Origin of the sequence: Vibrio sp. LQ2 (assembly GCF_023920125.1) — a bacterium.
Lineage (GTDB): Bacteria > Pseudomonadota > Gammaproteobacteria > Enterobacterales > Vibrionaceae > Vibrio > Vibrio fluvialis.
In genome coordinates this window covers 3,293,108-3,316,940 of the sequence record NZ_CP085308.1, presented here as the reverse complement: position 1 = coordinate 3,316,940, position 23,833 = coordinate 3,293,108, and the positions used below count along the sequence as shown (strand labels likewise).

Genomic DNA, 23,833 nt, shown 5'->3' with positions numbered 1-23,833 from the left:
TGACATTAAAATGCATTCAAGACATTCTGTAGCCATATAGACGTCTAAACGTCAATTTTTAAGAAGTGTTCGCGTTGTGGCACGTTGCCACAGGGAGAGGAAAAATGGGTTACACGCACGCCAGTCATATTGACGCTTTAAACCAGAATATTGCTGATCTTTCAGACATCAATGTATCGTTTGAATTTTTCCCGCCGAGCACGCCACAAATGGAAGAAACCTTGTGGAACTCTGTTCACCGCCTGAAAACGCTGAAACCGAAATTTGTTTCGGTCACTTACGGTGCCAACTCCGGCGAACGTGACCGTACCCACTCGATCATCAAAGCCATTAAAGATCAGACTGGCCTAATTGCAGCGCCGCACCTGACCTGTATCGATGCCAGCCGCGAAGAACTGATTCAGATTGCTGACGATTACTGGAACAACGGTATTCAGAACATCGTCGCACTGCGCGGTGACATTCCTCTGGGTGGCGGCAAACCTGACATGTACGCATCGGACTTGGTGACTTTGCTGAAATCACGTCATGACTTCGATATCTCGGTGGCAGCCTTCCCGGAAGTTCATCCGGAAGCGAAAAGCGCGCAAGCCGATCTGCTCAACCTGAAACGTAAAGTCGAGGCTGGTGCAAACCGCGCCATTACGCAGTTTTTCTTTGATGTGGAAAGCTACCTGCGTTTTCGTGACCGCTGTGTGACCGCCGGCATCGATGTTGAAATCGTACCGGGCATTCTGCCCGTCTCGAACTTTAAGCAGGCATCGCGTTTTGCTGCGCAGAACAACGTTAAGGTGCCGAGCTGGATGGCGAAACAATTTGATGGGCTTGACGACGATCCTGTGACCCGTCAGCTCGTGGGCGCCAGCCAAGCAATTGACATGGTGCGCATCCTGTCGCGTGAAGGCGTGAAAGATTTCCACTTCTACACACTTAACCGTGCCGAAATGACTTACGCGCTATGCCACACGCTGGGCGTTCGTCCAAGCCTGTAAGCGAATGTGAGAAACAAAAAAACGCCGACAACCGTCGGCGTTTTTTTATAGATTCGATATCGTGGCAATCGGTGGATTATTCCACGTCGTCCATTTTACCCAGCAGATTGCGAATACGCTCTTGCCATGCCGTGTGTTCTTGTTGAATTTGCTGCGCGCGCTGCTCCAGAGCTTCACGGCTGGCTTTCAGCTCGTTTGCTTCTTCAGTCAGCTTCACTTTTTCTTCTTTTAGCTCTTCAACTTCCATTTGCAGCAACGCGATTGTATCAACCGCGGTTTGGATTTTTGCTTCTAGTTGTTCTAGTACTTCAAAAGACATGGTACTTACCCTTTTTTGATTCGGTTGCGGTGAACTCACTTCACTTAATTTCCCCATTCTACTCAGCCAAGCGCAGAGAAACACTCACTATATTCGATATTTTGCGCTATTCGGTTAAAAAAACGGCGCAAATTGACCTGACGCTTACTTTGCATGCGTGAAGGGGGAAACTATGCCTGAAAACAGAGGCTATCGTAGCGAGTTTTGATCGAGTGCAAGTCTCGTGGGTGTCAAAAAGCAAACGTTTCCTTTCGAATATGCTAAGATCCGCCGCAAATTGTCCCTATTACTGATCCTTGGTTTGGAGTAAGCATGAAACGCGATTTGGCAATGGCATTTTCACGCGTCACGGAAGGCGCTGCATTGGCAGGATATAAATGGCTTGGCCGCGGCGATAAAAATGCCGCAGACGGCGCTGCAGTTGAAGTGATGCGCACCTTATTAAATAAAACCGAAATCAAGGGTGAGATCGTCATCGGCGAAGGCGAAATTGACGAAGCGCCAATGCTGTACATCGGTGAACAAGTGGGCGTCGGTGGCGATGAAGTCGATATCGCGGTGGACCCGATTGAAGGCACACGCATGACGGCGATGGGCCAGTCCAACGCGCTGGCCGTACTGGCGGCGGGCGAAAAAGGCAGCTTCCTCAAAGCGCCGGACATGTACATGGAAAAACTGGTAGTGGGCCCGGGTGCGAAAGGTTGCATCGACCTGCACAAACCTTTGCAGGAAAACCTGGAAAACATCGCTGCGGCGCTGGGTAAACCGCTCAGTAACCTGACTGTGATTACGCTGGCCAAACCGCGACATGATAACGAGATTGCCCAGATGCAAAAACTTGGCGTACGCGTGTTTGCGGTGCCGGATGGTGATGTGGCGGCTTCTATCCTGACCTGTATGCCAGACAGTGAAGTCGATGTGATGTACTGTGTGGGCGGCGCGCCGGAAGGGGTTGTCTCTGCGGCCGTGATTCGCGCGCTGGACGGCGACATGAATGGTCGCCTGCTGCCGCGCCATAAAGTCAAAGGCGAGACCGAAGATAACCGCATCTGGGGGGCTCGTGAGCTTGAGCGTTGTGAGCAGATGGGCGTAAAAGCCGAAGTCGTTCTGAAACTGGAAGACATGGCGCGCAGCGATAATGTCATCTTCGCCGCGACTGGCATCACCAAAGGCGATCTGCTGGAAGGCATTACCCGCCAAGGCAACATTGCCACCACCGAAACTCTGCTGATCCGCGGTCGCTGCCGCACTATTCGCCGCATCAAATCGATTCACTACCTGGAGCGTAAAGATCCGGAAGTGCGCGAAATTATTCTCTAACAACCAAAAACAAAAAAAGACCGCCAAGGCGGTCTTTTTTACGAACTGAGTTCAGGTTAGCTGTGCTTAGAACAGCTCTTCAGCCACCTGGAACAGATCTTTGCGTACTGGACGCTTCATGTTTTCAATCGCATCGATGATGTCGTGGTGAACCAGTTGTTCTTTCTGAATACCAACACAACGGCCGCCGTGACCTTCCAGCAACAGGTGAACCGCGTAGTTACCCATGCGAGAAGCCAGAACGCGGTCAAACGCCGTTGGTTTACCACCACGCTGAATGTGGCCAAGAATCGTTGCGCGAGTCTCACGACCCGTTGCCTTTTCAATCTCTTTTGCCAGCTGGTTCGCGTCCATCATCAGCTCTGTCAGCGCGATAATCGCGTGTTTCTTGCCTTTCTTGATGCCGTCCTGAATGTTAGAGATCAGTTGATCCATATCCAGGCCAGTTTCTGGCGTGATGATGTATTCACAACCACCCGCAATCGCAGACATCAGAGTCAGGTCACCACAGTGACGGCCCATGATTTCTACGATAGAAATACGCTGGTGAGAAGAAGACGTGTCACGCAGACGGTCGATAGACTCGATAACCGTGTTCAGAGCAGTCAGGTAACCGATGGTGTAATCCGTACCTGCGATGTCGTTGTCGATCGTGCCTGGCAGACCGATACATGGGTAACCCATTTCAGTCAGCTTCTTCGCACCCATGTACGAACCGTCACCACCGATCACAACCAGTGCATCAATACCGTGTGTTTTCAGGTTTTCGATCGCTTTTTCACGAACAGATTCTTCACGGAACTGCGGGAAACGCGCAGAACCCAGGAAGGTACCACCACGGTTAATTACGTCAGACACGCTTGAACGATCCAGCTGCTTGATGCGGCCTTCATACAGGCCCTGATAGCCATCGTAAATACCAAATACTTCAAGACCTGCGCCCAAGGCTGTACGAACCACGCCGCGAATTGCAGCATTCATGCCTGGGGCGTCACCGCCACTTGTCAAAATACCGATCTTCTTAATCATGCTCACCCTCGATTTTTGGGAACTTAATATAATTTTTTGGGCCGCCTGCTAACGACATTCAGACGGCAAAAGCATTCATTATCTGTGCGTTATGTTACATTTCCTAATTAGGAATACTACTGTTATTTGCACGAAATTCTGTAAGTTTTCTACTTATGTAAGAGTATTACAGTTTTAACCATCATCGTTGTTGATTCACATCAGGATCATGTTTTTTAGTCGATTGGAGAAAAGATAGCCAACGTTGCAGGCTTTTTCCTTACCACCCTTGGAATTTTTGCTTTCTCTCCGGTCCGAAGACCACAGAATACGGATCCTGATGGATTAAAACATCAGCACCCGGGAAATTTTTGCGCAGTTTGGCTTCCACCATGTCTGAGATGCGATGTGCTTCAATTAACGGGATCTTGTCATCGAGTTCCAAATGTAACTGGATGAATCTTACAGGCCCCGACATCCGGGTGCGCAGTTGATGCACGCCCATAACCCCTTCCACCGACAGTGACAAGGTACGGATCTGCATCAGTTCGTCGTCCGGCAGTTTGCGATCCAGTAGCGTTTGTACTGCGCTGTGTGCCATGCGATACGCGCTGTAAAGAATGTAGATGCCAATCCCGACCGCAAATACCGCGTCCGCCTGTGTTATACCAAACCAGCTCAGACCTAACGCCACCATGATCGCCGCGTTCATGAACAGATCTGACTGATAATGCAGTGAGTCTGCCGCAATCGCCTGACTGCCAGTTTTCTTCACCACCTGACGCTGGAACATCACCAGCGCAAACGTCACCACCATGGCAAATCCACTGACGTAAATGCCGTATTCCGGCGACTGCAGTTCATGCGGGCGGAAGAAGCGGTCAATACCGTTCAGGATCAAGAAACAGGCCGAGCCCGAAATAAACATCGCCTGCGCCAGAGCGGCCAGCGACTCCGCCTTGCCATGGCCAAAGGTGTGCTCCCGGTCTGCCGGTTGGAGCGAATAGCGCACCACAATCAAGTTGACTACCGATGCGGCGATGTCGAGCAGCGAGTCGATAAGAGACGCCAACAAGCTGACTGAGCCGGTCACCCACCAGGCAGCAATTTTGATGATCAGCAGCAACGTCGCAACCGTGGTTGCCGTCCATGCCGCGAGGGTAACCAGTCTGGCGTATTCCTGTTTCATAGTATGATATCCAAGCAAATCAATGGCGTAATTATACGCAAAAGCCTGTTTAATGTGCGTTAAATCTCATCGAACATCCGGTAACAAAACGCAAAAAAGGCAGCCTAAGCTGCCTTGAATGAGAGTTGGAATTATTCACCTGCTGGTGGCGCTGGCGGCATCATGTTCTGACCTTTTGATCCTTTGCCACCATGATGACCTTCACGTGGGCCGTTTTCCCAACATTTCGCCATGCGTTCCTGTTGCAGATTCTGGAACTGTGTTTTTTGTTCAGGGGTCAATACGCTCAGCATCTGATGACGTTTTTCCATCATCTGTACGCGGCGTTCCACCTGCATATCTACCATCTGTTTGGCCAGTTCGGTGGCCTGCGCTTTGTCGAAGTTGGGTGCCAGCATCAGCGCACGTTCTTTATCACGCATCGCTTTCATCTGTTCTGAAGGACCAGCCTGACGTTTTTGCTGCATCTGCTCACGCCCTTCTTCACGCATCTGACGTAGTTTCGCATGTTGTTCTGCGGTCAGGTTAAGCTGTTTGAAGATACCGCGTTCACCATCCGGGCCGCACATTTCGCCATCCGGACCTTTATTTTTACCACCGGCAGCCAGTGCACTCGCTGAACCCAGCACAATCGGTAGAACGACAGCTGCAAGCATCAATTTTTTAGCCGTTTTCATAATCATATCCTCAATCGTTGAACTCTTACTTACGGGCTGCCCTCGCAGCGCTTGAGTGTAGAATACGTCCTGCTAAGTAAAGTGACGTTTAGGCAGCGTAAAGATTCGTAAAGAGTGAAATTAGCTCTGATTCAGAACAAAATTTCACAGTAAACTAGAGTTAACCCCAATGTTTTAAGAGGCAGTTATGGCGCACATTCTTCTTATTGATGACGACACCGAACTCACCAGTTTGCTCAAAGAGGTGCTGAGCTACGAAGGCTTTGAAGTCTCCGAAGCCAACGACGGCGAAGCGGGTTTGCTGGCGGTGAGTGAACGCATCGATCTGATTCTGCTTGATGTGATGATGCCCAAGCTCAACGGTATGGAAACGCTGAAAAAGTTGCGTGAGAAATGGCAGACACCCGTGCTGATGTTGACTGCGAAAGGCGAAGAGATCGACCGCGTGATTGGCCTGGAACTCGGCGCTGACGACTACCTGCCTAAGCCGTTCAGTGACCGCGAGTTGCTGGCACGCATTCGCGCCATTTTACGCCGCACTGGCAATCACACCCAAAGCAAGCCGACGGATGTGATTGAATGCCAGGACCTGCAACTCTATCCCGGCAGGCAAGAAGCATATTGTCAGGGGGAACTGCTCGATCTCACCACCACGGAATTTGCTCTGCTGACCCATTTTGTCCAGAACCCGGGCGAAACACTGACGAAAGAAGCGCTGAGTCTGGATGTGCTTGGCAAGCGACTGGCAGCGTTTGACCGCGCCATCGACATGCACGTTTCCAACCTGCGTAAAAAATTGCCGGAACGCAGCGACGGGAAAGCGCGCATCAAAACCCTGCGCGGTCGCGGCTACCTGATGATTGTGGAGGATTGATGCGTCTGCCTAAGATCAACAGCCTGTACGGCCGCATCTTTGCCATCTTCTGGTTTACCATGATGTTGGTGGTTGTGGCGGTGCTGTCACTGCCCCATCTCGATCCGCGCAAATCACGCGATATTCCGCCGGAGGGTTATCAGCGCCTGTTGGAATACAAAGACTCGATTGAAGATCGCTTCGGCAGCGAAACCAATCTGGCGCGCATTCTGATGATTCTGGAAGGCAACGGTGGCCCGCAGGGCGAAGGGCGCCCGCGCTTTTTCCTCACCGATCAGGAAGGCAACATCCTCACCACCAAGAAACACGCAGATTTTAAACTCAAAGCGCTGCAAAACTTCACCACCAGCATTGAATCGGTGGATAAGCCGCAGCAGCGTCTTTATGGCCGCTACATGATTGCCGGCCCGCTGCCGATTGTGCTCGCCAAACGCGACTTGCTGCTGTATGTCGGTCTGCGCTGGGATGAGCCACCGCCGTTCCTGCTGCGCCTGTTTGATCGCCCATTGCACCTGCTGCTGGCGGTCATGGTCGTCAGCACACCGCTGCTGTTGTGGCTCGCCTGGGCATTGAGTAAACCGGCGCAAAGGCTGGCGCTGGCCGCTCAACGTGTGGCACGCGGCGAGTTCGTGGTCGACCCGAATCTGGAAAAAGGCACCACCGAGTTTCGCCAGGCTGGCCGCAGCTTCAACCAGATGGTCGAAGCGGTCAATCTGATGATTTCCGGCCAGCAGCGTCTGTTGTCCGACATCTCGCATGAGCTACGATCGCCGCTGACCCGGCTGCGCATGGCCAATGCACTGGCGACCCGTAAACAAGGCACCAGTACGGAGCTGGAGCGCATAGACACCGAAGCGCAGCGTCTTGAGCAGATGATTGGTGAATTGCTCGAACTGTCGCGCATGCAGACCAACAGTCATCTCAGTCGCGAAGTCCAGCCACTCAGCAGCCTGTGGGAAGAACTGCTCAGTGATGCTCAGTTTGAAGCTGAGCAGATGCACAAAACCCTGACTCTGGACGAGATTCCCGAACGCAATATTTCCGGCAATCCGAAACTGTTGATGAGCGCGCTGGAAAACATCGTACGTAACGCCATTCACTATGGGCAGGATAAGATTGAGGTGCATTTTTCCGCCACCGCGCAGCAGCTCACCGTCACCGTAGAAGATAACGGTGACGGCGTGCCGGAAAGTGAACTGGATGAAATATTCCGCCCCTTCTACCGCGTGTCGACTGCTCGTGATCGCCACAGCGGCGGGACAGGCTTGGGGCTGGCGATCACTGAAAGCGCGATTCGTCAGCACAGTGGCGAGATTGCCGCCAGCCGCAGTCGCCTCGGCGGCTTAAAAGTGCAGTTCACCCTGCCTTTAGATGCGTAACGAAAGACCTTACAAAAGACATAGTTGATAATGAGATTGATTATCAGTAACGTTAAGTTAATCAAACGGAGGATCAACTATGTCTCATATTTTCCCAGAGTTGCCATACGCCTACGATGCACTGGAACCGTACATCGACGCGAAAACCATGGAAGTCCATTACAGTAAGCACCACCGGACTTACTACGACAAATTCATCACCGCCCTCAAAGGCACTGAACACGAACACACCCCGCTCACGGAGCTATTTGCCCAAATCTCCACTCTGCCCCCGGCGCTGCGTAACAATGGCGGCGGCTACTACAACCACATTCTCTACTGGAACTGCATGACGCCCAATGGTGGCGGCGAACCGCAGGGCGAGCTGGGTGAAGCGATTCGCGCCACCTTTGGCAGCTTTGATGCGTTCAAAGAGCAGTTTGCTCAAGCGGCACTCAACACCTTCGGTTCGGGCTTTGCGTGGCTGGTGGTCAAAGAAGGTGCGCTGTACATCAGTTCCACCAGCAATCAGGATAACCCGCTCATGGATGTCGCCAGCGTGCGGGGCGAGCCGATACTGGCGCTGGATGTGTGGGAACACGCCTATTACATCAGCTATCAGAACCGTCGCCCGGAATACATTGATGCGTGGTGGAACGTGGTCGACTGGGAAGCGGTGAGCGAAAACTACGCGGTCGCCCAAGCACTCTCGGCCTGAGCGGCTCTCTCGCATCTTGCGGCGACTTGGGTATATACTCCGTCGCTCAGCAAGAGAGGAACTGACGCGCTATGTTTGATATCGCCCTGTATGAACCGGAGATCGCACCGAACACCGGTAACATCATTCGTCTGTGTGCCAACTGTGGTGCCAACCTGCATCTGATTGAGCCGCTGGGTTTTGATCTGGAAGAGAAGAAAGTGCGCCGTGCCGGGCTGGATTATCATGATCTGGCACGCGTGACCCGCCACAAAGATTATCAGGCGTTCATCGATTTTCTCGAAGCACGGGGCGATTACCGCATTTTTGCCTGCACCACCAAGACTACCGGTCATCATGTCGATGCGCAGTTTCAGCGCGGTGATGTACTGCTGTTTGGCCCGGAAACCCGAGGGCTGCCCGCTGACCTGATTGAAAGCCTGCCCATGGCGCAGCGCATCCGAATTCCGATGATGCCCGAGGCGCGCAGCCTGAACCTGTCAAATGCGGTGGCGATCATCGCGTTTGAAGCCTGGCGTCAGATGGGATTTGAAGGCGCGCAGTGAGCGCTCAGTGCAAGACACAGACCGAATAAAAAAGCTCTCCATTGGAGAGCTTTTTTGTCTGCTGAGCTCAAGGGCGATTGAGCTTGTCCTGATCGTCATCCTGCTTGCGTTCAAACTCACCGTCAAACGTCTGGCCATGTTGCTGGGACGAATGAGAGTGAAAATCGCGCTCAAATTGGCTGGATTGAAAGCCGGATGACATATTGGTCACCACCACTTTGCTCATCAGATATTTGGCCAGCATCGCACGTGGCGCAGGCAGCAGAATCAGCATCCCCATCGCGTCGGTCATAAAGCCCGGCGTCAGCAGCAACACACCCGCAACGGCCAGCATCACGCCTTCCACAATTTGTTGCGCCGGTATTTCACCGTTCTGCATACGTTGTTGCACCGTCATCAGCGTGTGTAATCCCTGGCTGCGCACCAGAGACGCGCCAACAAACGCGGTGATCAAAACCAGCGCAATCGTCGGCCACAGCCCCAGCACGCCACCCACCTGAATAAACAAGCCGATTTCGATCACTGGCACCGCAATAAATAGAATCAGTAGTATCGGAAACACAGTCCCTCCTTAGTTGGCTACAACCTTAGCGCCAAGCCCTGAGCACTTCAAGCGCTCGACGCAAGGCAAAAATGTAGCGAATTGTTGCCTGTGAGGAAAATTTCTCTGAATAGAAATCAAATGGATAGAGTGAAACGCCCGTTTTTACTGGATTTCGCAATGGAAAATAAGCAAAGGCTTAACTATTTTTAAACCAGATTTCAGACAGCGTGAGTTGCAATGAAACGAGTTGCCAAAACTCTTAAACAGGCTTTAGTGCTATGGGTAGGATTATCACTGATCCCCATCGCCTACTATTATCATTTATCGGACAAAGCGCATCAGTTTCTGCTCAGCAGAATGGAAGCGCAGGGTTCTCAGTTTCTGTCGTTTGTTGAAACCAAAGCCACTCGCCTTCACCATCAAATCGAAAAGACTTTTTATGGCCTCAGCCATTCTCCCTTGTTGGTGGACTTTGCTCTGACCAACAATCCCAAGTACCGCGGTTTTCTCGAAAGCCAATGGTATCTGACTTCCTTAAACTCTGGTCTGTTTTATCAGCTTCGCTACCTCGACAACACAGGCAAAGAGGTGATTCGTGTCGATAGCACGCCGCAGATGACACATCCGTTTATCGTGCCTATCGGGCAGTTGCAGGATAAGGGCCAGCGCGATTACTTCAATTACGCGCAGCAACTCACGCCGGGTGAACAAGGATACTTTGGTATCGATCTGGAGTACGAACACGGCCTGCCCGTGATTCCATACAAGCCGGGGTTTCGCATTCTCTACCCCATCGACACCCTGACTGGCCGTCAGGGCTATTTTATTGCCAACTTGGACGTGATGAACGTGATCCATCAGATCACGGAAAATAATCAGGATCTGAACGTCGACTTTATTGATCAACACGGATTCTTTGTCGTCAGCAGCGATGAGAACAAATTGTTCGGCGATCTGATTCAGGCACGCGCCTCGCACAATCTACCCAATGAATACCCGCTGGTGTGGCAAGCCATTCAGGCGACCGGACGAGCTAACGGCAGCGTGATGACCGACGAAGGCTTGTTCATTTTCCAGCCATTCAATAATCAGCTGTTCTCTTCAGTCGGCGGCATGACGTTATTAACCCACTACTCACCACAAGTCCTGCAGCAAACCTTTAAGGTACGCGATAAGCAGATCCTGTCCGACAGTATCGTCATCTGGCTCGGGCTCGGGTTGATCTCCGGCGTGCTGGGAATGATGCTCGAAGCGCATCGCCGCATGCGCATGGATCAGACCTACGCCCAGTTTGTGATGGAGAATGGCGTCGCGATTGCGTTTACCAACCGCGAGCACCGCATATTGCGCGCCAACACCCGCTTTAGTGAAATGGTCGGGATTGAGATGCATCTGCTGCCAGGCCGGATGATTCTGGATCTGTTGCCCTCGGGCCACAAGCAGAAACTAATGCTCGGCCATCTGCAGCAAACAGGCGAATGGAAAGGCCAGTACAGCCTGCAGGATCCAGAAGGTCATGAAGTGGTATGCAAAACCGAAGTGCGTGCGTTGGCCGGAAAGCTGTCCAAAGTACACTATTACGTCTACTCGTTTACCGATATTTCCGAGCATTACAATGCGATTGTTGAACTCAAAGAGCGCAGCGAACGCGACCCGGCCACCTCACTGTGGAACAAGAAGAAGTTTGAAAACACACTGCAATATTACGCGCGTCTTAAACAGCGCTACCAGAACCAGCCGCCAACCTGCCTCGCCATCATCGATATCGACTCCTTCAAAGAAGTGAACGATTCGCTCGGCCATGCCGTTGGCGATGAAGTGATTCGCTATGTCGCCACTCAGTTACAAGCCTTGCTGCGTGACACCGACTTTATCGCCCGCATTGGCGGTGATGAGTTTGCCGTCATTATTCAGCACACCGATATTCACCAGGCGATCAAGCTGATGCAGCGCGTATGCGTGGCCATTTCGTCCTGGCCGCAGCACAAAGTCACCATCAGCGTTGGGGTTGCGGAAGTTTTGGCAGAAGCATCACAAACCATGACCCATGCCGACCAAGCGATGTATCGCTCCAAGCGCAAAGGCAAAAATTGCGTCTCTGCCCATGGTTTTGAAAACCTGACGGTGGTTGAGTCACACCACGTATAAATCTTTCCGCCAATTGACGTAAAAAGTGATCCAGTTCCTATTTTTAAAATACTACTCAAGTATTATGTGCCACAGAAGTCAGGACGGATTTTCCAGCCAAAAATTCTGATGAATGGATTCTTAAGGCAGAAATGGCTAAGCATTTTAAATCTAATCAGAATAATTATCTTAAGGATCCTGTTATGGCTACCCTATCTGATGCCCCTATGACATCCACCCCAGCCACACGTATCGAAGAAGATCTACTAGGCCAACGTCACGTACCCGCCGACGCTTACTACGGCATTCATACCTTGCGCGCAATGGAAAACTTCAACATCTCAAATATGACTATTTCAGATGTGCCTGAGTTTGTACGCGGTATGGTCATGACCAAGAAAGCAGCGACGCTGGCGAACAAAGAACTGAGCGTAATTCCTAAGGATGTGGCGAATTACATCATTCAAGCGTGTGATCTGATTCTGGAAACCGGCAAATGCATGGACCAGTTCCCTTCAGACGTTTACCAAGGCGGCGCGGGCACTTCGGTGAACATGAACACCAACGAAGTGATTGCCAACGTTGCGCTTGAGCTAATGGGCAAAGAAAAAGGTCAGTACGAGTTCATTAACCCGAACGACCACGTGAACAAGAGCCAGTCGACTAACTGTGCGTACCCTACCGGTTTCCGTATCGCGGTTTACAACAGCGTACAAAAACTGATTGATGCGATCGAGTATCTGAAAGGCGCATTTGAACTGAAAAGTATCGAGTTCAAAACCATCCTGAAGATGGGCCGTACTCAGCTACAAGACGCAGTACCAATGACTGTGGGTCAGGAATTCCACGCTTGGGCGGTCACGCTGAACGAAGAAATCCGTGCCCTGCAATACACCTCTAAACTACTACTGGAAGTGAACCTGGGCGCAACTGCGATCGGTACTGGCCTGAACACAGCACCGGGCTACCAAGCGGCGGCGGTGAAACACCTGGCTGAAGTAACCGGTTTGGAAGTAGTTCCAGCTGAAGACCTGATCGAAGCGACGTCAGACTGTGGTGCTTACGTGATGACTCACGGCGCACTGAAACGCCTGGCGGTGAAACTGTCTAAAATCTGTAACGACCTGCGTCTGCTCTCTTCCGGCCCACGTGCAGGTCTGAACGAACTGAACCTGCCTGAACTGCAAGCTGGCTCTTCTATCATGCCTGCAAAAGTAAACCCGGTTGTGCCAGAAGTGGTCAACCAAGTGTGCTTTAAAGTTCTGGGTAACGACAACACCGTGTCTTTCGCAGCCGAAGGCGGCCAGCTACAGCTGAACGTGATGGAGCCTGTGATTGCACAAGCCATGTTCGAATCCATCTCTCTGCTGTCTAACGCGTGTGTGAACCTGCGTGACAAATGTATCGACGGCATCACAGTCAACAAAGAGATCTGTGAAGGCTACGTGTTTAACTCTATCGGTATCGTGACTTATCTGAACCCGTACATCGGCCACCATGAAGGTGACATAGTCGGTAAGATCTGTGCTGAAACCGGTAAGAGTGTACGCGAAGTCGTGCTGGAGCGTGGCCTACTGACCGAAGAAGAACTGGATGACATCTTCTCAGTACAAAACCTGATGCACCCGCAATACAAAGCGAAACGCTACGAATAACACTCTTTCATCAGGCCCCATCCGGGGCCTGTTTTGCTCACCATTTTTTGGTGGCTCGCAACGGACCTGCTCTAGCCGAACCCGCTTTAATTATCTGAGGATTTATCCTCACTGAGTTTTCAGATAATTAAATTCATAATATTACACGAGGTATCACTATGGTTTGGGTTGAACTGTTAGTTGTTCTGCTCTTTATCTTTTTGGGAGCACGTATCGGCGGTATCGGTATCGGTTTTGCCGGTGGCGCAGGTGTCATTGTCCTGTCTCTTGTTCTGGGCGTTCCGACCAGTCAGGCATTCATTCCTGTCGATGTTATTCTGATCATCATGTCTGTGATCACCGCCATTGCTGCTATGCAGGTAGCGGGGGGTATGGATTGGTTGGTTCAGGTGGCTGAAAACTTTTTGCGTAAACATCCGGAACGCATCACCTTTTACGCCCCGATTGTCACCTTCCTGATGACACTGATGGCGGGTACTGGTCACACCGCATTTTCTACCTTGCCCGTAATTGCCGAAGTGGCCAAAGGTCAGGGCGTACGTCCTTCTCGCCCATTGTCTATCGCAGTGGTCGCTTCACAAATTGCCATTACGGCGTCGCCAATCTCGGCGGCCGTGGTCGCGTTTGCGGCGATGCTGGTGCCGTTTGGCGTTGATTACCTGACTCTGCTGGCCATCTGTATTCCTACCACGTTCGCCGCTTGTATGGTCGGTGCATTTGTCGCCAACTTCATGGGTTGTGAGCTGAAAGACGATCCGACTTATCAGGAGAATCTGGCTAAAGGCCTGGTGAAACTGGAAAACAACGAGAAACGTGAAATTCTGCCAACCGCGAAAACAGCGACCTACATCTTCCTCGCCGCGATTGCGTTTGTGGTGTGCTACGCCGCCGCCATTTCTAAATCGGTGGGTCTGATTGAGAACCCGGCGCTGGGCCGTAACGAAGCCATCATGACCGTCATGCTGGCGGCAGCGGCGGCGATTGTGCTGTTCACCAAGATCGACGCATCGAAAATCTCTTCTGCGGCAACATTCCGCTCCGGTATGACTGCGTGTGTGTGTGTACTGGGCGTCGCGTGGCTGGGGTCAACGTTCGTCAACGCGCACGTGGCAGGTATTAAAGAAGTGGCCGGTGCACTGCTGGCTGATTATCCATGGATGCTGGCGCTGGTGCTGTTCTTTGCTTCTATGCTGCTCTACTCGCAAGGTGCAACCACGGTTGCTCTGATGCCTGCGGCACTGGCGATTGGTGTTGCGCCGCTGACGGCCGTTGCATCATTCGCAGCGGTGAGCGCGCTGTTCGTACTGCCAACCTACCCAACGCTGTTGGCGGCGGTTGAAATGGACGACACCGGTTCAACCCGCATCGGCAAATACGTCTTTAACCACCCGTTCTTTATCCCGGGTGTGGTAACCATCGCTTCAGCGGTTGCCTTTGGCTTCCTGTTTGGCGGTCTGTTCATCTAAACGAATAAAGTGCAAAGCAAGGGGAGCTTCGGCTCCCTTTTTTTATGGCCGCGCCAAGCTGCTCGCGTTAGCGCTGCTTTTGTGCCCGAATACCGTTTAGTGTCCGATACCGTGACTTGATTTAAATCAAGCATTGGTTCGAAAGTTATTTTCCTGCCACTGAAATAGCAATTGAATAAAATTCCCTATTTTTTATTCACCCGGAGAAAAGTCACGAGTAACCGTGCACAAGGGGAATATTTAAAGAATAGAATTTCATTATTTATAGCCAATTACCCCGCTTTATTTTTCTGGTTATTTCCGGCCAATTTATTACCCCAATATTTTGTGAACCACCGCTAAGATAATCCGCCTCAGGCTCTTTAGAATTTCTTTAACGATGAAGTGAAATTCACTTTATCACCATGAATAACAATAAAAGTTTTCACCATATTTATTACAAGTCCTAAGCTTTATTCCACGAAATACGTTGCCATATTGAATAGTATTGCAATAAACGTTTTCTAAATGAGTGAATTGAGGTGTGGGCCTGATGATGCAAACATATCTTCTCTGTTTCCGCTCTGATATTTGTTATGCATCACCGCGCCTCAACTCTTCAGGCAGAAAGCCATCAGGTGAATAGAGAATATTAGCCACCAAACGCGTTCAGAGCGCTTCATTTTCTGAATGTAAGGAGACAGCTATGACAACCCAAACTGCACCCACAGAACGTAAAGGCGGCTTCCTGGCCAACTTTAAGTTCCCTTCCGCTTACACCATTCTCTTTATACTGATCGCTCTGGTAGCGATGCTCACCTGGATTGTTCCGGCTGGCCAGTATGACCGTGCCATGAACGAAGACCTCGGCCGTGAAGTGCCGGTGGCAGGCACCTACCACCCAGCCGAGGGTAACCCTCAGGGCGTGATTGATGTGCTGCTGGCACCCATTGACGGCTTCTACGATCACAACAGCTATGAAGCGGCGGCGATTGACGTCTCACTGTTCATCCTGGTGATCGGTGGTTTCCTGGGGTTGGTGACCAAAACCGGCGCGATTGACGCGGGTATCGAACGTGTTACCGCCCGTCTGGAGGGACGCGAAGAGTTGATGATTCCGATCCTGATGGCGCTGTTTGCCACCGGCGGCACCGTGTATGGCATGGCGGAAGAATCGCTGCCATTCTACACCTTGCTGGTTCCGGTCATGATGGCTGCACGCTTTGACCCTGTGGTTGCCGCTGCAACAGTCTTACTTGGCGCAGGTATCGGTACGCTGGGTTCTACCATCAACCCGTTTGCCACCGTTATTGCCGCGAACGCAGCAGGCATTCCGTTTACCGACGGTATCTGGCTGCGCGCTGCGATTCTGGTGGTCGGCTGGATCATCTGTGTCATGTACGTGATGCGCTACGCCAAAATGGTGCGTGCAGACCAAAGTAAATCCATCGTGTTTGATAAATACGAAGAGAACAAAACCCACTTCCTGGGCAGCCGTAGTGATGAAGCTCTGGAGTTCACCGGCACACGCAAAGTGATTCTGACTATCTTCGCTGCTGCCTTTGCCGTGATGATTTATGGTGTATCTGTTGCGGGCTGGTGGATGGCTGAAATCTCCGCCATGTTCCTTGGCGCAACCATCATCATTGGTCTGGTGGCACGCATGAGTGAAGAAGAGTTTACCTCCAGCTTCATTGATGGCGCTCGTGACCTGCTTGGTGTCGCCCTGATCATCGGTATTGCGCGCGGTATCGTGGTGGTGATGGACCGCGGTATGATCACCGACACCATTCTGAACTCCGCCGAGCAAATGGTGACTGGCCTATCGTCAGTAATCTTTATTAACGTGATGTACTGGCTGGAAATTCTACTGTCATTCCTGGTGCCTTCATCTTCAGGCCTAGCTGTATTGACTATGCCAATCATGGCGCCGCTGGCTGACTTTGCTGGTGTGGGACGTGAACTGGTCGTAACCGCTTACCAATCAGCATCAGGTATCGTCAACCTCATCACACCAACGTCTGCGGTGGTGATGGGTGGCCTGGCCATTGCCCGCGTCCCTTACGTTCGCTGGCTGAAATGGGTCGCACCACTGCTGGGTATTCTGTGTGTGTTCATCATGGTCATGCTCAGTGTCGGTGCCTTCATGTAAGCACAACCGCTCTACTTTTCCTCTCTCAAGCCGCGCTCTGCGCGGCTTTTTTTCGCTCTGCGTGTACATCATTGCCAGCTTCGTTCGTCTTCAGGTCAGGCGTGCGGTTTTGCCCATCAGCGCCATTGTTTTCCTGCGTTGCCCACTCCCAGCTCTTCTCGCCGCACGCAATGACCGCAGTGGATTAACCGTCATTCTGTCCGACTGGCGGGTTTATTAAGCAGCGGTGTCAGTGAGTCATTCAACAGTAATGGATAATTACCACCGGAATAAGAAAGTTTATTCTCTGGTATTTTTTATCCCTGTTTACGCCAGTCAGAATTTCCCTGTTTATTCGCCTCTACTTAAGGTTTTCCGTGCTCAAATCAGGCTTTATTGCATCGGTTTGAGTTTGTCTCAGATCAATATTTTGGCCGATATTTTTGTTACATCGGACGTTTTTATTCGCCCTAAAGTCACTATCTACCCTTTAGAAATGCATACTTCGGTGCTATTGAGTGAATAATAAGGAAAATGAATTTGCATAAACTTCCTCAACTATCAATTCATCCTCCTAATTTCATGAATATTCTTTATTTATCCCGATTAAACTTCCACAAAATCCGCACAACCACCCAACAAGATAATCTTCTATCAGATGAATAAACATTGTTAAAAAACACTAGATTTCATGCTTTTTTAATAAAAATCGAACTGTGATCGCTCTCTAAGAAAGACCTCTCTGACGGGGTAATATGAATATCAGAACGAAACAATGAATTAATTAAAACCCAATTAAATTCATTACCAAATCCCTACAAATAAATATGTATTTCAAATAAAGAAATACACAGAAAATAAGAGAGATACGATTATGAGTAAGTTATACGTAGGTTCTGAAATAGGTCAATTACGTCGCGTTTTAATTCACCGCCCACGCCGCGCGCTCACCCATCTGACCCCATCAAACTGTCACGATCTGCTGTTTGATGACGTATTGGATATCGAACGTGCAGGTAAAGAACACGACGTTTTTGCCCAAACACTTCGCGACCAAGGCGTTGAAGTATTGCTACTCACTAATTTGCTCGCTGAAACACTGGATGTGCCTGAAGCCAAAGAATGGCTGCTGAATACGCAAATTTCTGATAACCGTTTTGGTCCAACATTCGCTAACGATCTGCGCTGCTACCTGGCTGACCAGCCACACATGGATCTGGCGAAAATTCTGACTGGTGGCCTGTCTTACGGTGAACTGCCCATTCAATCTTCGTCTATTCTGCAGGCGATGAACAAAGCGAATGACTTCATCATCAAACCGCTGCCAAACCATCTGTTTACCCGCGACACTTCTTGCTGGGTTTACGGTGGTGTCTCTATCAACCCAATGGCGAAAGTGGCCCGTCAGCGTGAAACCAACCACCTGCGTGCGATCTACCGTTGGCACCCAACCTTCGCTGGCCAGGACTTCATCAAGTACTTCGGCGACGAAGAGCGTAACTACGACAAATCCACCATTGAAGGCGGTGACGTGCTGGTTATCGGCCGCGGCGCAGTGTTGATTGGTATGTCTGAACGTACCACGCCACAAGGTGTTGAGCAGTTGGCTTCTTCTCTGTTCAAACATGGTCAGGCGAAACAAGTCATCGCGCTGGAACTGCCAAAAGACCGTTCTTGCATGCACTTGGATACCGTGATGACGCACATGCGTGAAGACACCTTCTCCGTGTATCCAAACGTGATTCCGGATGACGTGAACTGCTGGAGCCTGACCGGTGATGAATCTGGCCGCGTGAAAGCTACTCAACAAGAGTCTTACATTCACACTATCGAAAAAGCGTTGGGCGTCGGAAAACTGAACATGATCACTACCGGTGGCGACAGTTTCGAAGCAGAACGTGAACAGTGGAACGATGCAAACAACGTGCTGACCGTTCGTCCTGGCGTGGTGATTGGTTACGAACGTAACACCTACACCAACGAGAAATACGACAAAGCCGGCATCACCGTTCTGCCAATTCCGGGTGATGAACTGGGCCGAGGCCGTGGCGGTGCACGCTGCATGAGCTGCCCAATTGAACGTGATGACATCTAGTGACTAACTCGGGCCGGGGCTGATTTTCCTCTGCCAGCTTCGGCCCACATAATAAGAGATACAACCATGACTAAACAAACAGTAGTCGTCGCATTAGGTGGTAACGCATTGCTTCGTCGCGGTGAACCGTTAGAAGCGGATGTACAACGCCACAACATTGAAATTGCAGCCAAAACCATTTCTGAAATTGCCAAAGAGTACAACGTGGTACTGGTACACGGAAACGGTCCGCAAGTGGGATTGCTCGCGCTGCAAGGTTTGGAATACAAGAAAGTAAACCCTTACCCACTTGACGTGTTGGGTAGCGAAACTCAGGGCATGATCGGTTACATGCTGATGCAGGAATTCAAAAACCTACTGCCAGAACGCAACGTGACTTGCATGCTGACTCAGATGTCGGTCGATCCGAACGACCCGGCCTTTGCCGACCCGACCAAACCGATTGGTCCGGTCTACGAAGAAGCCGAAGCGCGTGAAATGGCAGAGAAATACCACTGGACGGTGAAACCGGACGGCAAATACTTCCGCCGCGTGGTACCCAGCCCTCAACCGACCGGCATCATCGAACATGAAGCGATCACCACCCTCATTGATGAAGGTCATCTGGTGATCTGTACTGGCGGTGGCGGCATTCCGGTCAAACGTGAAAACGGCAAACTGGTCGGCGTAGAAGCGGTGATCGACAAAGACATGTCGGCGGCCTTCCTCGCCAAACAAATCGGCGCCGATGCGCTGCTGATCCTGACTGATGCCGATGCCGTGTACCTTGACTGGGGTAAACCAACTCAGACTGCACTGCGCAACACCACGCCAGATGAGCTGGCGAAATACCAGTTCGATGCCGGCTCCATGGGGCCAAAAATCGAAGCATCGTGCGAATTCATTCGCAAAGGTGGCACCGTAGTCGGTATCGGCGCGCTGCAAGATGGTCTGCGCATCCTGGAAGGTAAAGCAGGCACCAACATCACTCGCGATCAGTAATCACCCGTGCAGTTGTCACTGGTAAGCAAACATTGAATTTTCAGCGCTTAGGCGAGATAGCGTAAGCGCTTCCCAGATGAGGATAAGATCATGGCTTTTAACCTACGTAACCGTAACTTCCTGAAACTACTCGACTTCACTCCACGCGAAATTCAACACATGTTGGACCTGGCGGTGGAACTGAAAAAAGCCAAATACAACGGCTATGAACAACCACGCCTGAAAGGCAAAAACATCGCACTGATCTTTGAAAAAACCTCCACTCGTACTCGCTGTGCGTTTGAAGTGGCGGCGTTCGACCAAGGCGCGCAAGTCTCTTACCTTGGCCCATCAGGTTCTCAGATTGGTCACAAAGAATCGATGAAAGATACCGCCCGTGTGCTGGGTCGCATGTACGACGGTATTGAATACCGTGGTTTTGGCCAAGAGATCGTCGAAGAGCTGGGTGCTTACGCTGGTGTGCCAGTGTGGAACGGCCTGACTGACGAATTCCACCCAACCCAAATTCTGGCAGACTTCCTGACTATGATGGAACACAGCCGCGGTAAACAACTACACGAAATCAAATTCGCTTACCTCGGTGATGCGCGCAACAACATGGGTAACTCTCTGATGGTTGGCGCAGCGAAAATGGGCATGGACATTCGCCTGGTGGCGCCAAAACAATTCTGGCCAACCGAAGAATTAGTGGCCACTTGCCGCGAAATCGCCAAAGAAACCGGCGGTAAAATCACTCTGACTGACGATGTGCAAGAAGGCGTGATTGGCTGTGACTTCCTGTACACCGACGTTTGGGTCTCTATGGGCGAAGCGAAAGAAGCATGGGCAGAGCGCATCAACCTGATGCTGCCTTACCAGGTGAACATGAACGTCATCAAAGCGACCGGCAACCCGAATGTGAAATTCATGCACTGTCTGCCAGCATTCCACGGCGAAGACACCACAGTGGGCAAACAACTGGCGCACGACTACCCAGTACTGAAAGACGGCTGTGAAGTGACCAACGAAGTGATCGAATCCGACTACTCAATCGTGTTCGATGAAGCGGAAAACCGCATGCACACCATCAAAGCCATCATGGTGGCAACACTGGGCGACTAACCCAAAATCAATTGACTTCCTTTACATACCTACCAATGCGGGCTGAATAAAGCCCGCATTTTTTTTCAGCGGCTTTTTCGCCATTTTTCTTAAAAAACCACCACCAAGCCAGACGCATAAACTGGTGGTTAAAATTCAGCAAATCTCAGCAAAATTCGCATAAAAATCCATAACTTGAATATTTTTCAAAAGCTATTGCACCGGTGTTTTTTGTCCGTATAATCCTCCGCAATTTGTCTACAGGGAACAAAAAATGAGCGTATTCAATCGAGCATCGCGTTTGAAAAACCGTCCGTATTGGGCGCGTCACGCCGTTTTGTTTTTCTGTGGTGATCGTTGTTAAAGCCTCCTATTTCAGGGGGCTTTTTTTTGAGTTTTTTCGTCCTCAGCCCATCGGCCGAGCCATGAACCTACACAAAAGGAAGAGACGTTATGGCACACTCGCTGTTTAACCGACACATCATTTCGATTCCGGAATTCACTCGCAGTGAATTGGAACTTATCGTCGATACGGCCGCCCGCCTCAAAGCGGAGCCAAATCCTGAGCTACTGAAAAACAAAGTGGTGGCGAGCTGTTTCTTTGAGCCATCGACCCGTACCCGCTTGTCGTTTGAAACCGCAGTGCAACGCCTCGGCGGCACCGTGATCGGTTTTGACAACGGCGGCAACACCTCGCTGGCGAAAAAGGGCGAAAGCCTGGCGGACTCGGTGCAGGTGATTTCCTCTTACGTCGACGCGTTTGTGATGCGCCACCCGCAAGAAGGCGCCGCGCGTCTCGCTTCCGAGTTCTCCAACGGCGTGCCGGTGGTTAACGGTGGTGACGGCGCCAACCAGCACCCGACCCAGACTCTGCTCGATCTGTTCTCGATTTACGAAACGCAAGGCACGCTGGATAACCTCAACGTCGCGTTCGTCGGCGATTTGAAATATGGCCGCACCGTGCACTCGCTGACTCAGGCACTGGCGAAATTCACCAACATTCGTTTCTTCTTCATCGCCCCGGAAGTGCTGGCGATGCCGGATTACCTGTGCCAGGAACTGGAAGAAGCGGGCATTGCGTTCAGCACTCACGCCAGCATTGAAGAAGTGGTACCCGAGCTGGATATTCTCTACATGACTCGCGTGCAGAAAGAGCGTTTTGACGAGTCCGAATACGCGCACATGAAGTCGGCTTACATTCTGTCTGCCGACACATTGAAAACCGCGCGTCCGAACCTGAAAGTGCTGCACCCGCTGCCACGCGTGGACGAAATCACCACCGACGTGGATAAAACACCGCACGCGTACTACTTCCAGCAGGCCGAAAACGGCGTCTACGCCCGTGAAGCCCTACTCGCCCTCGTTCTGAACCCAAATCTATAAGCAGGAGATGTCATCATGGTAAAAGAGAACCAACTACAGGTAGAAGCGATCCGCAACGGCTCAGTGATTGACCACATTCCTGCCAATCTGGGCATCAAGATTTTGTCGCTGTTCAAACTGCACGAAACCAATCAGCGCATCACCATTGGCCTCAACCTGCCGTCGTCAGCGCTGGGTCATAAAGATCTGATCAAGATTGAGAACATTTATCTGAGCAAAGAGCAGGCCAACCAACTGGCGCTGTATGCACCGAACGCGACCGTGAACCAGATTGAAGAGTATCAGGTAGTGAACAAGCTGACGCTGACACTGCCAGAGCGCATCGATGGTGTGTTTGCCTGCCCGAACAGCAACTGTATCTCACACGGCGAGCCGGTCAGCAGCCGCTTCCGCGTGATTCTGAAACAAGAAAATGTTCAACTCAAATGCCACTACTGTGAAAAAGTATTCTCGCGCGAAATCATGACCGAGAACTGATTCCGCGTCAGCCACTCAGCCGCCTGCTCTGGCGCTGAGTGGCCGTTATGGTCGCGCATAAAACGATGCATAAACTTGCACCACTTCAATATAAATCACCAAACAACAAGCATTTACCCAGATTATTATTTGGTGATCCTATTCAAAAAGCCGCATTTTTATTAATGGTATGCTTCTTTCACCAACAATGACTATCCCAGTGCTCAACACAGGTTTCCCGCACCATGGCGAATACATTCGTCACTGGCGGGTTGTCACACTCTAAGGCTTTGGGAGTGTGCTGACAGGGTATGGAACACCAGAATGTCTCACGCCTCGGCGTGACTGGATAAGGAGTTACCCGTGAACAGAAAAATGCCTCACAGTGCCATTGCGCATGAGGATGAATCTCTGGCGGCGGCCTGCAAACGTCTGCTGCAACAGCAGAGTTTTGCCAATCAGAATGAACTGCGCGAAAAACTCATCGAGCTGGGCTTCGACGGTATCAGCCAGTCGACGGTGTCGCGCCTGCTGTCACAGCTTGGCGTGGTCAAAGTGCAGAACGCCTGCGGTAAGAAAGTCTACTGTATAACGGTCGAAACTGCGCCGGTACGCGTGGAGTCATCCATCGCCTCACAGATTGAGTTCATCACCCACAATCAGGCGATTGTGGTGGTCAAAACCCATCCCGGCAGTGCCCAACTGGTGGCCCGCCTGGTGGACATCGATCCGCACAGCGAAATTCTCGGCACCGTCGGTGGCAACGACACCGTGCTGGTGATCCCGCGTGACGCCAATAACGTTGAAGCGTGCGAACGCGTCGTCAAAACGCGTCTTGGTGTTGCCTGACTCAGGCACCCGCCCTGCGCGGGTGCTTGCTCACGCTTTTTCAGCTTATTGACTCCGTTTCATGCCCGACATGAAACCAAATCCCCT

21 protein-coding genes are annotated in these 23,833 nt (G+C 51.2%); 16 read left to right on the top strand and 5 right to left on the bottom strand.

Annotated elements, in window-relative coordinates; translation table 11 throughout:
- Positions 1 to 104 precede the first annotated feature (104 nt).
- Positions 105 to 992 carry a methylenetetrahydrofolate reductase gene (gene metF, locus LGV68_RS15455; protein ID WP_202660556.1) on the top strand — a complete coding sequence of 296 codons (888 nt, stop codon included), beginning with the start codon at positions 105 to 107 and terminating at the stop codon, positions 990 to 992.
- A gap of 76 nt (positions 993 to 1,068) precedes the next feature.
- On the opposite strand, the gene zapB is transcribed toward metF, so the two are convergent.
- Entirely contained in the window at positions 1,069 to 1,311 is a 243-nt protein-coding gene (gene zapB, locus LGV68_RS15450) for a cell division protein ZapB (RefSeq protein WP_020329387.1), read from the bottom strand.
- A gap of 312 nt (positions 1,312 to 1,623) precedes the next feature.
- Between zapB and glpX the strand changes: the two genes are divergently transcribed.
- Positions 1,624 to 2,631 carry a class II fructose-bisphosphatase gene (gene glpX / locus LGV68_RS15445; protein WP_020329386.1) on the top strand — a complete coding sequence of 336 codons (1,008 nt, stop codon included), beginning with the start codon at positions 1,624 to 1,626 and terminating at the stop codon, positions 2,629 to 2,631.
- 66 nt (positions 2,632 to 2,697) lie between these two features.
- On the opposite strand, the gene pfkA is transcribed toward glpX, so the two are convergent.
- The 3 genes from pfkA to LGV68_RS15430 form a co-directional block, all read right to left on the bottom strand.
- Positions 2,698 to 3,660, bottom strand: coding sequence for a 6-phosphofructokinase (gene pfkA / locus LGV68_RS15440; RefSeq protein WP_020329385.1), 963 nt, complete (start codon positions 3,658 to 3,660; stop codon positions 2,698 to 2,700).
- A gap of 259 nt (positions 3,661 to 3,919) precedes the next feature.
- A complete protein-coding gene (fieF, locus tag LGV68_RS15435) occupies positions 3,920 to 4,828 on the bottom strand; it encodes a CDF family cation-efflux transporter FieF (protein WP_020329384.1) in 909 nt (302 codons plus the stop codon).
- 131 nt (positions 4,829 to 4,959) lie between these two features.
- Complete coding sequence (locus tag LGV68_RS15430) at positions 4,960 to 5,505, bottom strand: CpxP family protein (RefSeq protein ID WP_020329383.1); 546 nt, start codon at positions 5,503 to 5,505, stop codon at positions 4,960 to 4,962.
- A 187-nt stretch (positions 5,506 to 5,692) separates the two neighbouring features.
- Here LGV68_RS15430 and LGV68_RS15425 point away from each other — a divergent pair, with 187 nt between their 5' ends.
- From LGV68_RS15425 to trmL, 4 genes are all read left to right on the top strand, one after another.
- Positions 5,693 to 6,379, top strand: coding sequence for a response regulator (locus tag LGV68_RS15425; RefSeq protein ID WP_020329382.1), 687 nt, complete (start codon positions 5,693 to 5,695; stop codon positions 6,377 to 6,379).
- Entirely contained in the window at positions 6,379 to 7,758 is a 1,380-nt protein-coding gene (gene cpxA, locus LGV68_RS15420) for an envelope stress sensor histidine kinase CpxA (protein ID WP_020329381.1), read from the top strand. The genes LGV68_RS15425 and cpxA overlap by 1 nt, the downstream gene beginning before the upstream one ends.
- A 79-nt stretch (positions 7,759 to 7,837) precedes the next feature.
- A complete protein-coding gene (locus tag LGV68_RS15415; RefSeq protein WP_171933988.1) occupies positions 7,838 to 8,455 on the top strand; it encodes a superoxide dismutase in 618 nt (205 codons plus the stop codon).
- Positions 8,456 to 8,526: 71 nt separating this feature from the next.
- Positions 8,527 to 9,000, top strand: a complete 474-nt coding sequence (trmL, locus tag LGV68_RS15410; protein ID WP_055451900.1) for a tRNA (uridine(34)/cytosine(34)/5-carboxymethylaminomethyluridine(34)-2'-O)-methyltransferase TrmL — start codon at positions 8,527 to 8,529, stop codon at positions 8,998 to 9,000.
- A 67-nt stretch (positions 9,001 to 9,067) separates the two neighbouring features.
- Here the strand turns inward: trmL and LGV68_RS15405 are convergent, their stop codons facing one another.
- Complete coding sequence (locus tag LGV68_RS15405; protein ID WP_100267581.1) at positions 9,068 to 9,562, bottom strand: FxsA family protein; 495 nt, start codon at positions 9,560 to 9,562, stop codon at positions 9,068 to 9,070.
- A 219-nt stretch (positions 9,563 to 9,781) separates the two neighbouring features.
- Here LGV68_RS15405 and LGV68_RS15400 point away from each other — a divergent pair, with 219 nt between their 5' ends.
- From LGV68_RS15400 to LGV68_RS15355, 10 genes are all read left to right on the top strand, one after another.
- Positions 9,782 to 11,692, top strand: coding sequence for a GGDEF domain-containing protein (locus tag LGV68_RS15400; RefSeq protein WP_020329377.1), 1,911 nt, complete (start codon positions 9,782 to 9,784; stop codon positions 11,690 to 11,692).
- A gap of 182 nt (positions 11,693 to 11,874) precedes the next feature.
- Positions 11,875 to 13,326: an aspartate ammonia-lyase gene (gene aspA / locus LGV68_RS15395; protein WP_020329376.1), complete on the top strand. Its 1,452-nt coding sequence runs from the start codon at positions 11,875 to 11,877 to the stop codon at positions 13,324 to 13,326.
- Positions 13,327 to 13,484: 158 nt separating this feature from the next.
- Positions 13,485 to 14,792, top strand: coding sequence for an anaerobic C4-dicarboxylate transporter (locus tag LGV68_RS15390; RefSeq protein ID WP_020329375.1), 1,308 nt, complete (start codon positions 13,485 to 13,487; stop codon positions 14,790 to 14,792).
- A gap of 685 nt (positions 14,793 to 15,477) precedes the next feature.
- Positions 15,478 to 16,923, top strand: coding sequence for a YfcC family protein (locus LGV68_RS15385; RefSeq protein ID WP_020329374.1), 1,446 nt, complete (start codon positions 15,478 to 15,480; stop codon positions 16,921 to 16,923).
- An 853-nt stretch (positions 16,924 to 17,776) separates the two neighbouring features.
- The gene (arcA, locus tag LGV68_RS15380; protein WP_020329373.1) at positions 17,777 to 18,997 is read left to right on the top strand and encodes an arginine deiminase; all 1,221 of its coding nucleotides are present in this window, start codon (positions 17,777 to 17,779) and stop codon (positions 18,995 to 18,997) included.
- 66 nt (positions 18,998 to 19,063) lie between these two features.
- Positions 19,064 to 19,978, top strand: coding sequence for a carbamate kinase (gene arcC, locus LGV68_RS15375; protein WP_020329372.1), 915 nt, complete (start codon positions 19,064 to 19,066; stop codon positions 19,976 to 19,978).
- A 90-nt stretch (positions 19,979 to 20,068) separates the two neighbouring features.
- Positions 20,069 to 21,079 (top strand): ornithine carbamoyltransferase, encoded by a 1,011-nt coding sequence (locus LGV68_RS15370; RefSeq protein ID WP_020329370.1) that lies wholly within the window; start codon positions 20,069 to 20,071, stop codon positions 21,077 to 21,079.
- Between the two features lie 432 nt (positions 21,080 to 21,511).
- The gene (gene pyrB, locus LGV68_RS15365) at positions 21,512 to 22,441 is read left to right on the top strand and encodes an aspartate carbamoyltransferase (RefSeq protein ID WP_020329369.1); all 930 of its coding nucleotides are present in this window, start codon (positions 21,512 to 21,514) and stop codon (positions 22,439 to 22,441) included.
- Between the two features lie 15 nt (positions 22,442 to 22,456).
- The gene (gene pyrI, locus LGV68_RS15360; protein ID WP_020329368.1) at positions 22,457 to 22,918 is read left to right on the top strand and encodes an aspartate carbamoyltransferase regulatory subunit; all 462 of its coding nucleotides are present in this window, start codon (positions 22,457 to 22,459) and stop codon (positions 22,916 to 22,918) included.
- 354 nt (positions 22,919 to 23,272) lie between these two features.
- A complete protein-coding gene (locus tag LGV68_RS15355) occupies positions 23,273 to 23,746 on the top strand; it encodes an arginine repressor (RefSeq protein WP_171933990.1) in 474 nt (157 codons plus the stop codon).
- Positions 23,747 to 23,833: the final 87 nt, after the last annotated feature.

Bases quoted from the DNA above. Each gene is read 5' to 3' on its own strand.
- metF (WP_202660556.1), top strand. From the start codon at position 105: ATGGGTTACACGCACGCCAGTCATATTGACGCTTTAAACCAGAATATT.
- zapB (WP_020329387.1), bottom strand. From the start codon at position 1,311: ATGTCTTTTGAAGTACTAGAACAACTAGAAGCAAAAATCCAAACCGCG.
- glpX (WP_020329386.1), top strand. From the start codon at position 1,624: ATGAAACGCGATTTGGCAATGGCATTTTCACGCGTCACGGAAGGCGCT.
- pfkA (WP_020329385.1), bottom strand. From the start codon at position 3,660: ATGATTAAGAAGATCGGTATTTTGACAAGTGGCGGTGACGCCCCAGGC.
- fieF (WP_020329384.1), bottom strand. From the start codon at position 4,828: ATGAAACAGGAATACGCCAGACTGGTTACCCTCGCGGCATGGACGGCA.
- LGV68_RS15430 (WP_020329383.1), bottom strand. From the start codon at position 5,505: ATGAAAACGGCTAAAAAATTGATGCTTGCAGCTGTCGTTCTACCGATT.
- LGV68_RS15425 (WP_020329382.1), top strand. From the start codon at position 5,693: ATGGCGCACATTCTTCTTATTGATGACGACACCGAACTCACCAGTTTG.
- cpxA (WP_020329381.1), top strand. From the start codon at position 6,379: ATGCGTCTGCCTAAGATCAACAGCCTGTACGGCCGCATCTTTGCCATC.
- LGV68_RS15415 (WP_171933988.1), top strand. From the start codon at position 7,838: ATGTCTCATATTTTCCCAGAGTTGCCATACGCCTACGATGCACTGGAA.
- trmL (WP_055451900.1), top strand. From the start codon at position 8,527: ATGTTTGATATCGCCCTGTATGAACCGGAGATCGCACCGAACACCGGT.
- LGV68_RS15400 (WP_020329377.1), top strand. From the start codon at position 9,782: ATGAAACGAGTTGCCAAAACTCTTAAACAGGCTTTAGTGCTATGGGTA.
- aspA (WP_020329376.1), top strand. From the start codon at position 11,875: ATGGCTACCCTATCTGATGCCCCTATGACATCCACCCCAGCCACACGT.
- LGV68_RS15390 (WP_020329375.1), top strand. From the start codon at position 13,485: ATGGTTTGGGTTGAACTGTTAGTTGTTCTGCTCTTTATCTTTTTGGGA.
- LGV68_RS15385 (WP_020329374.1), top strand. From the start codon at position 15,478: ATGACAACCCAAACTGCACCCACAGAACGTAAAGGCGGCTTCCTGGCC.
- arcA (WP_020329373.1), top strand. From the start codon at position 17,777: ATGAGTAAGTTATACGTAGGTTCTGAAATAGGTCAATTACGTCGCGTT.
- arcC (WP_020329372.1), top strand. From the start codon at position 19,064: ATGACTAAACAAACAGTAGTCGTCGCATTAGGTGGTAACGCATTGCTT.
- LGV68_RS15370 (WP_020329370.1), top strand. From the start codon at position 20,069: ATGGCTTTTAACCTACGTAACCGTAACTTCCTGAAACTACTCGACTTC.
- pyrB (WP_020329369.1), top strand. From the start codon at position 21,512: ATGGCACACTCGCTGTTTAACCGACACATCATTTCGATTCCGGAATTC.
- pyrI (WP_020329368.1), top strand. From the start codon at position 22,457: ATGGTAAAAGAGAACCAACTACAGGTAGAAGCGATCCGCAACGGCTCA.
- LGV68_RS15355 (WP_171933990.1), top strand. From the start codon at position 23,273: ATGCCTCACAGTGCCATTGCGCATGAGGATGAATCTCTGGCGGCGGCC.